General features: G+C 61.4%; 9 protein-coding genes and 1 pseudogene. 6 read left to right on the forward strand and 4 right to left on the reverse strand.

From position 1 onward, the window contains the following. Window positions 1-2 precede the first annotated feature (2 nt). A complete protein-coding gene (locus ACM6UT_RS14850; RefSeq protein ID WP_416798119.1) occupies window positions 3-3,122 on the forward strand; it encodes a LysM peptidoglycan-binding domain-containing protein in 3,120 nt (1,039 codons plus the stop codon). A gap of 66 nt (window positions 3,123-3,188) precedes the next feature. On the opposite strand, the gene ACM6UT_RS14855 is transcribed toward ACM6UT_RS14850, so the two are convergent. Beyond that, window positions 3,189-6,776 (reverse strand): hypothetical protein, encoded by a 3,588-nt coding sequence (locus ACM6UT_RS14855; protein WP_416798120.1) that lies wholly within the window; start codon window positions 6,774-6,776, stop codon window positions 3,189-3,191. Window positions 6,777-6,888: 112 nt separating this feature from the next. Beyond that, on the reverse strand, window positions 6,889-7,599 hold the full coding sequence (locus tag ACM6UT_RS14860) for a hypothetical protein (protein ID WP_416798121.1): 711 nt from the start codon (window positions 7,597-7,599) through the stop codon (window positions 6,889-6,891). A gap of 326 nt (window positions 7,600-7,925) precedes the next feature. On the opposite strand from ACM6UT_RS14860, the gene selD reads away from it, so the two are divergent. After that, on the forward strand, window positions 7,926-8,975 hold the full coding sequence (selD, locus tag ACM6UT_RS14865) for a selenide, water dikinase SelD (protein WP_416798122.1): 1,050 nt from the start codon (window positions 7,926-7,928) through the stop codon (window positions 8,973-8,975). A 479-nt stretch (window positions 8,976-9,454) separates the two neighbouring features. Beyond that, window positions 9,455-10,510 carry a transglutaminase-like domain-containing protein gene (locus ACM6UT_RS14870; RefSeq protein ID WP_416798123.1) on the forward strand — a complete coding sequence of 352 codons (1,056 nt, stop codon included), beginning with the start codon at window positions 9,455-9,457 and terminating at the stop codon, window positions 10,508-10,510. Between the two features lie 28 nt (window positions 10,511-10,538). On the opposite strand, the pseudogene ACM6UT_RS14875 reads toward ACM6UT_RS14870, so the two are convergent. Continuing rightward, window positions 10,539-10,772 (reverse strand): annotated as a pseudogene (locus tag ACM6UT_RS14875) (transposase); the annotation flags it as partial. 61 nt (window positions 10,773-10,833) lie between these two features. After that, complete coding sequence (locus tag ACM6UT_RS14880) at window positions 10,834-11,595, reverse strand: GntR family transcriptional regulator (protein WP_416798124.1); 762 nt, start codon at window positions 11,593-11,595, stop codon at window positions 10,834-10,836. Between the two features lie 107 nt (window positions 11,596-11,702). On the opposite strand from ACM6UT_RS14880, the gene ACM6UT_RS14885 reads away from it, so the two are divergent. Genes ACM6UT_RS14885 through ACM6UT_RS14895 form a run of 3 tightly spaced genes read left to right on the forward strand, consistent with a single transcriptional unit; the run spans window position 11,703 to window position 14,774 of the window. Beyond that, entirely contained in the window at window positions 11,703-12,899 is a 1,197-nt protein-coding gene (locus tag ACM6UT_RS14885; RefSeq protein WP_416798125.1) for an L-dopachrome tautomerase-related protein, read from the forward strand. A 49-nt stretch (window positions 12,900-12,948) separates the two neighbouring features. Continuing rightward, the gene (locus tag ACM6UT_RS14890; RefSeq protein ID WP_416798126.1) at window positions 12,949-13,488 is read left to right on the forward strand and encodes a TRAP transporter small permease; all 540 of its coding nucleotides are present in this window, start codon (window positions 12,949-12,951) and stop codon (window positions 13,486-13,488) included. Further along, complete coding sequence (locus ACM6UT_RS14895) at window positions 13,485-14,774, forward strand: TRAP transporter large permease (protein WP_416798127.1); 1,290 nt, start codon at window positions 13,485-13,487, stop codon at window positions 14,772-14,774. The genes ACM6UT_RS14890 and ACM6UT_RS14895 overlap by 4 nt, the downstream gene beginning before the upstream one ends. Window positions 14,775-14,787: the final 13 nt, after the last annotated feature.

A 14,787-nucleotide genomic window follows, 5' to 3' on the forward strand; every position in this document is an offset into this window, starting at 1 on the left:
CCATGTCCTACCGCATCGACCTCGACGGCAAGAGCCGCCACGACGCAAGTGGCCGCACCACCGCCGTTACCGACGAGCAGCGCCGCTTCTTCATTGAACAAATCAACCAGGCCGTGCACGAGAGGGCTGCGGCAGGCGGTCCGAAGACGATCGACCCGATGACGGAAAAGGCCTTCGTCGTCGAGAAGGGCGACAGTCTCTGGGAGATCGCGAGCGAGAACCATGTCAGCCTCGAGGATCTCGCAGCATCGAACCGCATCCGGCTGACCGGCGGTGGAACCGTTCAGCCGAATGACGTGGTGATCGTGCCCCTCGCCTCCCCCGCGCTTGTCGCCAACGGTCCCGTCGACGGCAAGGGCGTGCCGAGGGGTGAAGCTGCATTCGTCGACGATCTCTATGACCGCGGCAACAAGCTCGCCTATGCCGACAATCCGTCCGGCACCGATTATGCCGACGCAGGCCGGGACATGCAGCGCGACGTCGGCATCTATCTCGACAACCTGCCGCCCGCCGGACGACAGGCGGCAGCCCTTCGGCTGATGAACACCGACTGGCTCGATGCGGGCCCCGCCGGTAGTGCGGTCGAGGCAGCGATCCGGGAGCGCGGCCTGAAGACGGACGGGGAAGACGTCATCGCCGACGAGATCTATGATCGCGGCAACCGTATTCAGTATTCCGACGATCCGAAGATCGACTATCGAGCGGCGACCGCCGAGATTTCCACGGATGTCCGCGCCTATGTCGAGACGCTGCCGGAAGAGCAGCGGTCCGCGGCGCTGCAGCGTCTCTACGACCGGGACTGGACGGATGCGGCGCCCGCAGCAATAGCGATCGAAGACACGGCGAAGGCGTTGAATATCGACCTGCGTGCGTCGACGCATGCCGGCGGCGACGTCGAGGCCAAGGCGCGCGCGATAATCGACGATGCGAACGCCTCTCGCAGCCCGGAAGAGGCTTTCCGCAAGCTTTCCTCGGCCTTTGCTTCGGCTGCGCCAGAGGTCCGGCACGTTCTTCTGCGCTCCGCGGACGCGCAGGCTCTCATCGACAAGGCGGCGAACTGGGCATCGAAACCGCTTGCCGACTATCAGCCGGAGCACGCATTGAGCGAACAGGGCGATGCGGCAACGACGATGAGCAACCTCGGGCGGCTGACGGACGGCGCCGATCCTCGGCTCTCCGTGTCGCTCCTCTCTTCCGCCATGCCGGTGATCGAGGCGGCAGACAGCCGGAAACAGGAGAAAATCGGTGGCGACCTGATCGGAACGAACGGCCAGACAAACCTGATGACGGTCATCGACCGCATAAGCGGCAGTCCGGGCGCCGATGCGATCACCGAGCGTTTCGCCAGGCTCGGTGGCTATGGCCCGAACTCCATACCGATGGCGATCGCCAATGGCTCCCGTCTCGACTATCCGATCGCCGTGGCCGTCGAAAGTGCCCCGGCTTCTTCCGATTTCGTGGTCCGGAACATCGTTCCGCAGGTAAGGCAATATGCGTCCGCCAGGGTCAACCAGGACGTAGTCGCCTACTCGACCCATATGCAGGAAATGCAGTGGCTGATTTCGAACCACGGCGGCACCATGAGCCCGGAGCAACTCACGAAGGCGATTGACGATTACAAAAAGGAGAAAGGTCCGGAATGGGCTGCAACGGAGCAGCGCCTCGAAGACAATATTGCCGCAAGCGGCGAAAAACTGCTGCAGCAATTGACGTCGCTCGGCAACCTGCCGCCTGAACTGGCGTCTCAACGACAGGCCGTCGACGACGAAATCGGCAAGATCCTCTCGGACGAAAAGACTGCCATGGCGGTCGAGATCGCGATGAAGAAGAAGCCGGCTTTGCTCGACAGCCCGGCTGTGGTCAGGCTCATGGGCTATCAGGCTCGCCTCACCGATCGCGGCCGGAAGCTCGCCGAAGAGGCAACGACGCAGATCATCCGCCACAAGGTACTTCCTTCCTTCACCGATCTGCAAACCGGCGATCCGGCGGCCCTCGGGAAGGCGAAGGCCAGCTTGCAAGGGCTGAAAGACGGCGGCCTTTCACGGATGCTCGGCATTCCCGAAGCCGACATGAACCGGGCGATTGACGCGGTCGGCAGGTCGCTGCCCGAGCCCGGCGAAACGATCGAGCAGGCCCGCGTAAAAATGGCAGCCCTCGACGGCGAGCTGAATGGGCTGAAGAGTTCGAGCGGTGTCCGCTCCTTCGCGAACACGACCGGTCCCGGTCAGATGCTCCGGTTGATCGGCCTTGCAGCGACCGGGGCGAGCGTTGCCAATTCCGCAAATGCGGCTCAGAACAGCCCAGGCCTCAGAAACAACCTCAAAGTGGTGATCGATGCGGTCGGGCTCGGCCAGCGGACGACGGAGCTCCTCGGCGGCATGGACCTGCTCAGCTCCAACTCCACCGCCGTCAGGCACTTCGGCAGCAGCAGCCGGCCGGCGGTCAAGTTCCTCGGGGCGCTGAGCGGCGGCTTCGACGCCTGGATCGCCTTCGACTACTTCAAGGGTGGCGACCCGCTGATGGGAAGCCTCTCGGCTGCGGCGGCGGGGGGAACGATCATGGCGGCTCTCGGCACCGGCACGATGTTCGGACCGGCGGGTCTGGTCATCGTCGGCGCCGCGGTGATCGCCCAGATGATCGTCGCGGACACCCGCGACTCCAACCGGTACATGACCGATACGTCGAAACGCTTCCTCACCCATTCCAGCCTGAGCGAGACGACCGCCGGCGTGCTCGTCGACCAGAGCGGTGACGGTCACAGCCCCGTTCCGATCCTCGCCAGATACGCGGAACTTAAGGGCTTCCAGCTCGAACAGCCGGCCGACCGTCAGCGGTTCATCGACTGGCTGAACGGCATTTCCAAGGAGGAGCTGGAGACGCTGCGCGACAACCTGCACCACACGCTCGACGAGATCGGCGGCGATCTCACGAAGCTGCCGGCAACCGCCGGCTCGGACGGCCGCTATACCGACGCACAGCGTCTGAACGAGCGGTATGTCGGCGGTCAGGTCTATATTCCGAGCCTCGCGGACCAGATCCGGAACGGCGACGCCGCTCCTGCCTCGATCCGTCAGATCGACGTGGTCCTTGCCGAATTGGGCATCGGGATTCCGGTAGCATGATGCCGTCAGGACATTGCCGGAGCGACCGCGCCCGTCGACGAACCGACGGGCGCATCGGAGGCGATGCTATTCCAGATAGCCCCTCCTCCTGAGCCATGCCTTCAACCCTTCGGTGCTGCGCGGCTCTACATAGGAGGCATAGGCGTTTTCATGCATCAGCGTGCCGTCCGAGGGGCGGTACCACAGGGGATCGTCGCTCGGAAGCATTGCCCCATTGGCGGAGACCTTTTTCGGCGGCATCCACCACTGGTGACCGTCCCAGTACATCGTCGTCTCTGAATCCTCGTAGCGCTTCTGCTCGGCGTTGTACTTTACCGTCGGATATTTGGTCAGATCCACCTTTGTGGGGTCCTCCGGCAGCTTGAGATATTTCAGATCCTCCTGGGTTTCCGGGAGTTTTCCGTCCTTGTCTGCCGTCATGTCGCGAATGGTCTCTGACAATTCGGTCGCCTGCTCCGGCGTCATGCGATTGAAGACCTGCCCGAGGCGCGCCCGCGTATAGCCCTCGTCTCCGTAGGTCCCCGTCAGAACGGCGTCGGCGCTGCGGGTCCCCTTGTCACCCCCCATCAGATGCTCGTCACCGGGGAATACCGTTTGCAGGATGCCCATGACCCCTTCATCGAGGAGGTCGTTGTGCTCCGCCAGTGCTTCGGCGACCTTACGATCCTTGACGCCGAACATCACCTGAATCGCGTCGGCATCGGCCTTGTCGTAGGTGTGGGCGGCGTTATAGGCGCTCCGCCCCTGGACGATGCCGGCGCCGGCAACCTGCAGGACCGCCGCGACGCCGGACACCTTCAGCGGGCCCAACCGGCTCATCAGGCGAACCAGGCCGTTGTTCGCTGCCTTTGCCTCCAGGGCGCCGGCCCCGCCAGCGGCCGCGAACATGGCGTCGCTTACGGTCGCGATACCGTATCCGGTCGCCTTTACCCCGTCCGCCCTGTCTCCTACGATCCAGCCAGTGCCCTGCATGATGGCGTTGCTGAGGTCAGCGCCGACATAGAGAGCATCGATACCACCACCGCGGAGGAAGTGCCCCGAGTTCAGGGCTCCGCTCCAGAGCTTCTTCTCTCTTGCGGAAAGGCTGTGGCTAGCGTTCACCCGCTCCTTCAGCGCATCGATCTTTGCTTCCGTGGTCGTCGGCCCTTTGGGTTCATCGAGAAGCACGTCGGCTGGCAAGGGCTTCAGGGCGGTCTTCGCCGCCGACATGAGCATGATCGTATGCGGCACGTAGTAGACCATGTCGTCGCCAGTCGTGCCGAGCGCATCGAGGTTGCGACCGAACAGGATCGCACTGCCGCCGCCGGAGAGCCGCCCGATCGCATTTGTCCCGACCTTGAGCCGCTTCATCTGCTGTATCTGGGTTCTCTCGGCATCGGTCGGCTGCACCCGCCCGGCCACGATGTCCTTGAGACGTGCCTCACCGATCTTTTCGGTCACGTCCTTCACGAACTTGTTGAGTTCCGGATTCCTCTGATCTGCCGTTCCGTCGATATATTTCATGACGGCGTCGACCTCGGACCTGCTCAGGCCGGCCCCGCCATTCAGGAAAGCAGACTGGACGCGGTTTTCTGCAAGCGCCGTCTGGATGTCGCCGACCCGGCCCTTGAGGGTTTCGGTGACGGCGAAGGTCGCCAGCGCGCGCGCCGAACGCTGGACCCAGATCGTACCGGTCGCTTCCGGGTCGGTGCCCTTCTCGACATTGGCGTAGGGATCCGGCCCCTCGGTCTTCGGCATGTCCGGCAGACCCTTCATCGCTTCACTGATCGACTTCGACTTCGTCATCATGATGCCGGTGCCGAACAGCGAGGGGATCGGGGCTTCCGTCGTGAGGCCCTCGACCTTGCTGAGGGGGGTCTCGTAGATCTTCAGCGCCAGATCGATGCTCTCCTGCTGTTCCCAGAGCCGCTGACGGACCTGTCCTTCCTTCACGAGATCCTGGGATTTCTGTTTGTTCTCGGGGCTCAGATTGTCGATCGCCTCCATGTCGCGGGCGAGCTGTGTGGCACGCGAGACCGGATCATCGAGCTTGGTGCCGTTCCACCCGGAAAGGCCATGGTAGAGCTCGTTGTAGAGCGTTGTGATCTTCTCATCCTGCGCCTTCGAGACATTGCCAGAATTCTCGATGCTGCGGCGAACGGCCCATTGGGCGTCGGAGTTCTGCGCCAGGTAGTCGTTGTAGCCGAGCTCGCCCTTGGCCTTAAGTTCCTCACGCTTCTGACTTCCAAGCTCCGCCGTGCGCGCCGCAATGGCGGTCAGCAGTGCCGTGCCGCCGCCCTTCGCGTCCTCGCTGCTGAGAATGCTGAATATCCGCTGATGCGACAGGACGTTGAGCCCCGGCAGTTCGGTGTTCATCTTTTCGACGAGGCGATTGGCGACGTGATCGACAAACTCCTTGCCCGGCCCGGCCTTCTTGCCGTCGCCGTAGAGAATGTTCTGCGAGGCGACGCCGAGATCCTGTATTGCCTTGATCTTCGCTTTGGTGTCCCCCTTGCTTCCGGAAGCGCCGATGGCGTCGATCGACTGGTCGACCATGTTGCGGACCCGGGGATCCGATGCGATCAATGCTCCGGTCGATTGGTCGAGCAGCTTCTTGATGTCCCCGGTCGCCTTGCCGGACGTGTCGAAGCTCGGAAGCGCGTGAGCCGGATCGGTCTGCTCCTTCAGCTTGGCAAGGAACTTCTCGGCGCCCTCGACGCCTCCCTCTCCGTAGGCGGCCTCTAGATCGCGGACATGGCGATCGACGCGCACTTCTTTCAGGGCATCCGCGATCCCTGCCTTCAGGGCGGCGCCGTATTTTTCCGGATCACCGGCCGTGTAGCCGGCAAGGATCGACGCGCGGTTCGTCAGCGCAGTGATCTGCGCGCCCTCCTCGCTGCCGGCGGCAAGAGCGATGTCGACCAGTTGCTTCTTGGTCTCCCTGGTGACCCCTTCATAGTCTTTCTTGTCGCCGAGGCTGGCGATCCGCCCGAGCTGGTCGTCGGTTCTGCCGTCTGCCTTCCATTCCTTCTCCTTCATGTCGCGCACCTGATTGAGCGCGTCCATGAAGGTGGGGTCGTCCGGCGCTCGCTCGGCGATCGGACGGATGAGATCGCTCACCTCTCCGGCATCGAGCTTCTTGTCGCCGTTCCTGTCGGCACCGAACTTCGGCGTGCCGAGACTTTCCGAAGCGAGATCGACCTCCTTGGAGATGGCGACAACGAGGTCGTCCTTGGCCTTGTCGCGTTCGGCCTCGCTCTTGGTCTTGTCGTTGGCCGTGGCGAGGGCCGTTCTCTGCTTTTCCAGGAGGTCCAGCCGTTCGGGGCTCAGGACGAAGACCGCGTCGCCGTTTTCGAGCGCCCTGTCTGCCTCCTCTGCCGCCGACGGCCTGTTGCCGAAGGGCTTCCGGTCGAGCTCGGGCGTTGCCGCCAGTTGCTCGTTGAGAGCCTTGTTGTCCTTGGGGTCGATGCCGGCCTGCTCATAGATGCGGAAAGGCCAAAGCCCGGGCTCGACCTGTCGTTCGACGATGCCGGAGGGACCGCCGTTCCAGGGCAAGGCCGGCGGCGGCTCGTTCTTCTTGCTGTTCTTCTTGGTCTGATCGATGACCTGCTCGAACGGCTTCGTCGTATCCGAGCGTTCGGAACGGTTGCGTGCGAAGAAATTGACCAATGACATCAGCTACTCCCTGCTCCGTTTTCAAGATTTCGAACCGGCAAGATTGCCGCGGAATGCAAAGCGACGGGCGGCGCTGCCGCCCCTCGTGAGTGTCAGAATTCGGGAACCTGCCCTACTGGATGCCGTAGGCGGCGCGGGCATGCCCGCTGATCAGCGAGTCGACCTGCTTTTCGTCCAGGCCCTTGCTGTCGGTCGACGACCAGGAATGCTGCTTGAGCGCCTCGATAATGCCTTTCCGGGTCGCCTCGCCCTCATAGGGTTCCACAAGGACATCCATGATCTCCTTGAGACGCGCTTCCTGCATCTCGGGCGAACCGAAATCGGCGCGCGAATCCATGAGCGCAGCGGCGGCGTTCGTGCGTTCTTCGACATTGCCGGAATGCTGGCCGAGATAGGTCCTGACGGCGGCCTTGCGGTGATCTGCCGTCGACGAGGGCGCCTTGAGCGCGTCGATTGCGGTCGGCGCTCCTTCAGGCTTCATGGTCGGGACGAGGACGAAGTCGGGCTTGAGGCTTCCCTCATGATAGGCGTTGATGAGATCCGGATTGGAAAACTGGACGTTGCCGTCGATCATCAGCATCGTATCGGCGTCGCTCAGGTTGTTTTCCTTGCCGATCTTGAACTGCGAGTCGCCCGCCTCAGGAACGGCGATCTTCACGTTTGCCAGCAATTCCTCGGAGTTCTTGAGCCCCTGCTCGCGTGCGCGTCGATCGAGGATCTCCTGCCACGCCTTCGCCTGTGCCGGCGACACGTCAAATTCCCGCTTGTTGTCAGCGCTTTTCAGCCGAAACCCTTTGCCGACAACCTCCAAAGTCAACGCCATGCCTACCTCCCTGCGTGTTATCGTCGGTGGTGGAGTCGCGCCTCCTCAAAGGCATTCAGTTTGCTCGGCAGGTCGCTTTCGCCATCCTCCACGCGAAGGGGCTGCCGAGGTAAAAGGACGTCACCCTAATACTAAAGATTGCAAAAAGCCGCAAACACTCATTTAGTGCTCTCTAAGATTGACCGGTGTTCGCTTGGTCGCTGCGTGTGCGGCCGCGAGCGACCGTTCAGATCGTCGTCCGGCGCGAGGTGGTTTGACCGCCGGGAGGAGCCCATGCGATGCTTTGGGATCATTTTGCGCAGGCCGTATGGCCCGATGGAGGAATGATGGACGCTGCCGGTCCCCGTCTCACCGAACTCGCCCACGGCGGCGGTTGCGGATGCAAGCTTGCCCCCTCGGTCCTGCAACAACTTCTCGGAAACTCAACAATCGCATCTCCGTTTGCGCAACTGCTCGTAGGCAACGAGATGGCGGACGACGCAGCCGTATGGCAGATCGATGACAACACCTGTATCATCGCGACCACCGACTTCTTCATGCCGGTGGTGGATGACCCGCACGATTTCGGCCGGATCGCTGCCACCAATGCCATCTCGGACATTTACGCCATGGGAGGCAGGCCGATCCTCGCGCTGGCGATCTTGGGCATGCCGATCAGCAAGCTCGCGCCCGAAACCATCGCGAGAATACTGGATGGCGGAGCCGCCGTCTGCGCCGAGGCCGGCATCCCGATCGCCGGCGGTCATTCCATCGATTCGGTCGAGCCGATCTACGGCCTCGCCGTCATCGGCATCTGCCACCCTGACCAGGTTCGCCGCAACAGCGGCGCGCGCGCAGGCGATGCACTGATCCTGACCAAGGGCCTTGGTGTTGGGATCTATTCCGCAGCCATCAAGAAGAACGCCCTGCCCGATGGCTGCTACGAGGAAATGATCGGCACCACCACCTTGCTCAACCGGATCGGCGCCGAGCTTGCCGCCGACCCCGACGTGCACGCTCTGACCGATGTCACGGGCTTCGGCATCCTCGGTCACGGGCTGGAAATGGCGAGGGCATCGGGCCTCTCCCTTGTCCTCAATCTTTCGAACATTCCGTTTCTGTTGCAGGCCGAGGCGCTTGCAGAGCAGGGTTTCATCACCGGCGCCTCGGGACGCAACTGGGCAAGCTACGGCGCCGACGTCGCTCTTCCCTCGGGCCTGCCGGATTGGCAACGCCTGCTGCTTGCCGACCCGCAGACCTCCGGCGGCCTGCTCGTCGCATGCAGACCGGAAAAGGCCGAAGCCTTGCTCGACCGGATCCGGGGTGCCGGCTATTCGCTGGCGCGCATCGTCGGCGCGGTCCTGCCGGGGGAACCGAAGATCACTGTCGTCCCCTGACCGGAACAAGCGGGGTTGATCGCCGTTGATGAGGATTGCAAGGAGACGGCCATGCACAACCTCACAGTCCTGCGATCTTTCGCACTCGCCTTGACAACCGCGTGCGTGCTGGCGGCGCCGCTTACCCGAGCGTCGGCGCAAACACCTGCCCAGCCGACCGATTGCGTCGCCGCTGCGGGGAAAGCCGAACCGGCAACGCCACCGGCACCGGCTGCAGACGGAACAGCGCCCGGGAACACCGGCTCCACCGGCTGGACGGGTGGCACAGGCGGCGCGTTCATCGGCACCAATCCCCAGGGCGCAACCATGAATTCCACGACATGGCAACCGCCCACCGCCCGCGGACTGGACCTTGCAGGGAGACCCGAGCTGGCCGCAGGCGGGTGCTGACTCCCCTGCCTGGCAGTTTCCAACACCGCGCCGTCATGATAGCTTTAGAGGGAGGTTATATTCGCGGCCACTCAAGGGGAGTTGAGAGCATGCTGAATCGCCGCCTTTTTCTGAAATCTGCATCGACTGCCGCTCTCGCTGGCGCCTGGCTCACAGCAGGTGGAAGCCATGCCGCGGAAACGGCGGAGGGTTGGCGTCGTTTCGAAGTGACGACCAAAGTCAATCTTAAGCCGAGCGAAGGCCCGGCGCAGCTTTGGCTACCCGTCATACAGACGGCTGCCGGCTACCAGAAAGCCGAAGCACCCCGCTCGGTTTCCAACAGCAACGACATCCGTATCGAGAAGGACCATGCCTCCGGCGCCGATATCCTCCTTGTATCCTGGCAAGGCGAAGTTGAGCCCCTCATCGAGGTGAGCCAGCGGGTCGCCACGCGTGACCGGCGGATAACGGACACGGTGGCCGCGACCCCTGAGGAACTGCGGCATGAACTGCAGGGCACGCCGAGCATGCCGGTCGACGGGATCGTCAAAGAGACTGCCATGCGGATCGTTGAAGGGCGGGAGCGAGCCGAAGATCGCGCGCGTGCAATCTATGACTGGGTTATCGACAACACTTTCCGGGACGCCAACATCGCGGGTTGCGGTGTGGGAAATGTGAAGGACATGCTGGAAAGCGGCTATTTCGGCGGCAAGTGTGCAGACATCTCCAGCCTGTTCGTAGCACTGGCCCGGGCCGCTGGTCTCCCGGCGCGGGATGTCTTTGGTATTCGTGTCGCGGACTCCGCCGACTTCAAGAGCCTCGGTCGCTCCGGGGACGTCACAAAGGCACAGCATTGCCGGGCAGAGGTCTATCTGGACAATCGCGGTTGGGTCGCAGTCGATCCGGCGGACGTGCGCAAGGTCGTGCTGGAGGAGAAACTGCCGCTCGATCATCCCGCTGTACGCGCTTTCCGCGAGAAGGCTTATGGCAACTGGGAGATGAACTGGGTCGGATACAATACGGCCCGGGATCTGGTCCTGCCGGAAAGTGAGATGAAGCAGGGCTTCCTGATGTATCCAGCCGCCCTCACCTCGCGTGGAGAGCTGGATTGCCTCAACCCGAAGACCTTCGCCTATTCGATCACGGCTCGGGAGATATCGGCCTAGGCACCCGGTCATCTAGAGCGTGCTGCTTTCATACGGAAGCATATTCTGAGTTTCTGAGATAGTTGGCACATTCGGCCGGTGAGAAGGCGTCGAGCAATTCACCGGTCTTGCGCCATGTTGCCTCGGCGGTCCGTGGGGCGGCTTTTCTGATGAGATGCTTGAGCTTGGCAAAGACCTGCTCGATGGGATTGAGGTCTGGGCTGTAGGGCGGCAGGAAGAAGAGGTGTGCGCCTGCGGCCCTGACGGCGCAGCACACGGCTTGTCCCTAGGTAGACGTGGGCGGTAGCAATCTCCGTTGCTGCGGAGGCGGCTAAATTCGCGAACTAATCTTGACCGTTTTTGCCTGTAAATTTTGGAAGGCGCTGCGGGTTTTCAGAGTCTAAATGCTCCCAATAGGAACCCTCCTTTCGAGCAATATGCCGCATGAGTATTTCAATGGCTCTGTTGAGATCTTTCACTCGAACGGCCTCGGCTATTTCTAAATGTTCGTTTTTTGACTTCTCCATGTGGTGCGGATCTCGGCCCAAGCGGTTGCGTAGCGCGGCCATCTTTGCACTGATCAACGCGTAGGCACTTGAAATATAAGGGTTGTTTGCAGAGGCGATAATCGTCTCGTGAAATTCCGTATCGAGCGCCAGATAGTCCTGCACTCGCCCTTCTGACTGCGCATCTTCCATCCGTCGCACGATTACCGCCAACTTATCGGCCAATTGTGAGGACGGGTCCTCCAGTGCAAGCTGAATCGCGGTTGGCTCCAACGCAAATCGTAGTTCGCAGAGCTGCCCCAGTTCGCCCGGGCGGAGATCGAAGACATAGGTTCCAGACTGTGGCTGGACTGCGACGAGCCCTTCTTGCCTCAGAAGAGCGATCGCCTCGCGAACCGGGGTCGTGGACACGCCGAGTTCCGCTGCGAGCGCATTTTCCGACAGGCGTTCGCCCGGCAGGACCCGCCCCTCAACGATCATTGCGCGGAGAGTTCGAATGACCTCGTCAACGAGCAGTTTCGGGCGCGCTATTCCCGCGCCGGTCCTGTTTCGCTTCGAGCCCGATTTCGCTTTGACAGATGGGTTTTCAACAGAGCTCATCTAGCCCCCTTTACAACGTCGATCAAACTGCTACCTTAGTTCAACTGCCGCCTAAGGTAGCAGTTTTTCATCTTGAGAGAAAGATGTCTCCTGGGGAGGGGAAAATCATGAATGCTTACAAGATGGCGCTTATCTCCATACTCGCCTTGAACATCGCGGGCAACGTCCTTGCCGCGGATAACACGCCCAAGTCCGTGGCGCGCTGGAACAGCCTGCCCTACAAGCTCGACGACAGGCAGGCCGCGGAGAAGTGGAAGGCAAGCCCGTTGTTCGGCAAGACGCTGGCTCAGGGTCTCAAGTTCGATTCGGCCGGATCCATGTATGTCACGACTGCCCGCTGGGGAGGCGCCGACATGCCGGCGACCGTCTCCAAGATCGTCAAAACCGGCGACAAATACGAACTGGCGCCGTTTCCCTCGGCCAGCTTGAACGACATCTCCAACCCGGATGGCCTGAAGGCGGTGCTGGGTTTCGAAATCGATGAAAAGAACGTGATGTGGCTCCTCGATCAGGGCCATGTCGCCGGTCAACCATCCGGCCCCAAGGACGAGAAGCTCGTTCTGTGGGACATCAAAGCGAACAAGGAGATCCAGCGTCTCGTGTTTGGCCCGGAAATTTCCGACAAGAAATGTTCCTTTCTGAACGATGTCGTCGTCGACAACGAATCCGGGTTTGCCTACATTGCCGACAGCGGCATCTTTGGCGATCCGCTGTGCGGGGGCCTGATCGTATACGATCGCAAGACCAACAGCGCGCGGCGCGTACTCAACGCCACCAAGTTCACCAATGACGACAGCAATTTCAGCTTCGCGATCAACGGTCGTCAGGTGCTGAAAAGCGGTCGCATGCGCACCGGTGCCGACGGCATTGCGCTGTCTGGTGATCGCAATACCCTTTATTGGACCAGCCTGACAGGAAATACCCTCTATTCGTTGCCGACGGTCCTGCTGCGCGATTCAAAGGTCTCGGAATCAGAGTTGGAGGCTGCCGTCCGGATGGAGACCACATTGCCGTCCAACGCGGACGGTCTGGCTGCTGACAAGGAAGGTAATGTCTATCTGACTGCGCTTCAGCTCAACGGTGTACTGAAGTGGAATCCCGCCACCCGGCAGCTGACGCAGGTCGCCTACGATCCCGAAATGGTCTGGCCGGACACACTGGCCTTTGCCCCGGATGGAACGCTGCACGTTCTTTCCAACCATCTTCATCTCTGGGTCGATGGCGACATGGATTTCACCAACCCCCGCGTACCTAACTTCACCATATGGAAACTGCCGGTGAAGGCGAGATCCTATCTTAACTGATCTTTGTAACCAGGCGCCTTCGGGAGGGTGCCCGTCTGGAGGAATTTCAATGCTTTCGCGAATAGACGGGGCCTTGATATGGCTCAACCAATTTGTGCTCGGTGTGCTCGTGCTGATCATGACCGTGCTCGTCTTCGCCAATGTGGTGCTTCGTTATGTTTTGGGAGATTCGCTCTCCTGGGTCGAGGAACTGACCCGCTACATGATGATCTGGGCCGCCTATCTTGGTGCCGGTCTTGCCCTTCGCAACGGTTCGCATGTGGCGGTCGAGTTGGTGCAAGATGCTCTGCCTGTGCGCGCCATGCAGTCGGTCCGCTTCGCTGTCGCGATCGCGATCCTGGTCTTTCTTGCGATCGTCGCCTGGTACGGCTTTGCCTATTCAAGCATGACCATGATGCAGTCCTCCGCCGTCCTGAACCTGCCGCTCGGCCTGGTCTATCTCGCCGTGCCGGTCGGCTGCGTCCTGTCGATGCTGCACCTGCTGCTCGGCTTCAGGAATTACATAACGCGTCAGTTTGACTCTGGCGAAGAGGCCGAAGCGTTTGGCGAGGCCCCTGCCATCACTGCGATCGAAAGCCGCTTAAGATGACTGCAGTCCTCATTATCGTCTTTATTGTCACACTGCTTGCCGGCGTTCCGGTATCCATGGCCATGGGCGGTGCCGGCCTCGCTTCGCTCCTTTGGGGCGGGCACGTATCCCCCATGCTGGTCGCACAGCGGCTTTTCAGCGGCCTCGACAGCTTTCCGATGATGGCCATTCCGTTCTTCATCCTCGCAGCGGAGCTGATGACGGGTGGACGGATCACCGACCTTTTGGTGAAATTCGCCTGTCAGCTAATCGGCAATGTCCGTGGCGGTCTCGGTTACGCCAACGTCATCATGGCGATTTTCATGGCCGGCATCAGCGGTTCGGCGCTAGCGGATGCCGCGGGGCCAGGTTCGGTCATTATCCGGATGATGCGTCAGGCAGGCTATCCGCTTGGCTATGCCGCCGGTCTGACGGCGGCCAGTTCGATCATCGCACCAATCATACCGCCATCGATCATCATGGTCGTTTACGCACTCACCGATAATAGCGTCAGTGTGATCGGCATGTTCATGGCGGGGATCGTCCCGGGCCTGCTGCTCGGTGTATCCCTGCTCGTCCTGAACTGGTGGATCGCCAAGCGCGAGAACTTCACTTTCCCGCTGCCGAGACCGTCCTGGGGTACCTTCCTTCTCTCATCCTGGAAGGTTTTCCCCGCTGCCCTGATGCCGCTCATCATTCTCGGCGGCATCCATAGTGGTCTGTTCACGCCCACTGAGGCATCAGCCGTCGCCGCGGTTTATGCCTTCGTTGTCGGCCGCTTCGTCATCGGCACACTGTCGATCAAGCAGATCCCGCAGATTCTCGTGACAACCGCGCTGATGTCGTCGGTGGTGATGATCGTCGTCTCGATGGCTACAATCTTCGCCTACATGCTGACGGTCCTGCAGATCCCGCAATCGGTCAGTCAAGCAATCGTCGCCCTTGATCTTCCGCCGCTTGGCCTCCTGATCGTCGTGTCGCTATTCCTGCTCATCTGCGGCCTGTTCCTCGATACGCTACCGGCCGTCATCATTCTTGTTCCGATCCTGGCGCCTGTCGCCCAGGCTGCGGGCATCAACCCATTGCACTTTGCCATGGTGGTCATTCTCAACCTGACGATCGGCATGATCACCCCACCCGTTGGCGGCGTTCTGTTCGTCGTCTCGGTCGTCACCAAGATGCCACTCTTCAGCCTGGCGCGTTCGATCGTGCCGATGCTGATCGCTGAACTCGTGGTCTTCTCACTGATCGTTCTGTTCCCCGGATTGAGCACCTGGCTGCCCAATCTGTTTGGATACAGTCGCTGATACCCAGAGCTAT

Source organism: Ciceribacter azotifigens (genome assembly GCF_048159625.1).
GTDB lineage: Bacteria > Pseudomonadota > Alphaproteobacteria > Rhizobiales > Rhizobiaceae > Allorhizobium > Allorhizobium azotifigens.

Excerpts from the sequence above, each read along its gene's own strand:
- ACM6UT_RS14895 (WP_416798127.1), top strand. The coding sequence starts at position 13,485 with ATGACTGCAGTCCTCATTATCGTCTTTATTGTCACACTGCTTGCCGGC.
- ACM6UT_RS14860 (WP_416798121.1), bottom strand. The coding sequence starts at position 7,599 with ATGGCGTTGACTTTGGAGGTTGTCGGCAAAGGGTTTCGGCTGAAAAGC.
- ACM6UT_RS14850 (WP_416798119.1), top strand. The coding sequence starts at position 3 with ATGTCCTACCGCATCGACCTCGACGGCAAGAGCCGCCACGACGCAAGT.
- ACM6UT_RS14855 (WP_416798120.1), bottom strand. The coding sequence starts at position 6,776 with ATGTCATTGGTCAATTTCTTCGCACGCAACCGTTCCGAACGCTCGGAT.
- ACM6UT_RS14890 (WP_416798126.1), top strand. The coding sequence starts at position 12,949 with ATGCTTTCGCGAATAGACGGGGCCTTGATATGGCTCAACCAATTTGTG.
- selD (WP_416798122.1), top strand. The coding sequence starts at position 7,926 with ATGGACGCTGCCGGTCCCCGTCTCACCGAACTCGCCCACGGCGGCGGT.
- ACM6UT_RS14870 (WP_416798123.1), top strand. The coding sequence starts at position 9,455 with ATGCTGAATCGCCGCCTTTTTCTGAAATCTGCATCGACTGCCGCTCTC.
- ACM6UT_RS14880 (WP_416798124.1), bottom strand. The coding sequence starts at position 11,595 with ATGAGCTCTGTTGAAAACCCATCTGTCAAAGCGAAATCGGGCTCGAAG.
- ACM6UT_RS14885 (WP_416798125.1), top strand. The coding sequence starts at position 11,703 with ATGAATGCTTACAAGATGGCGCTTATCTCCATACTCGCCTTGAACATC.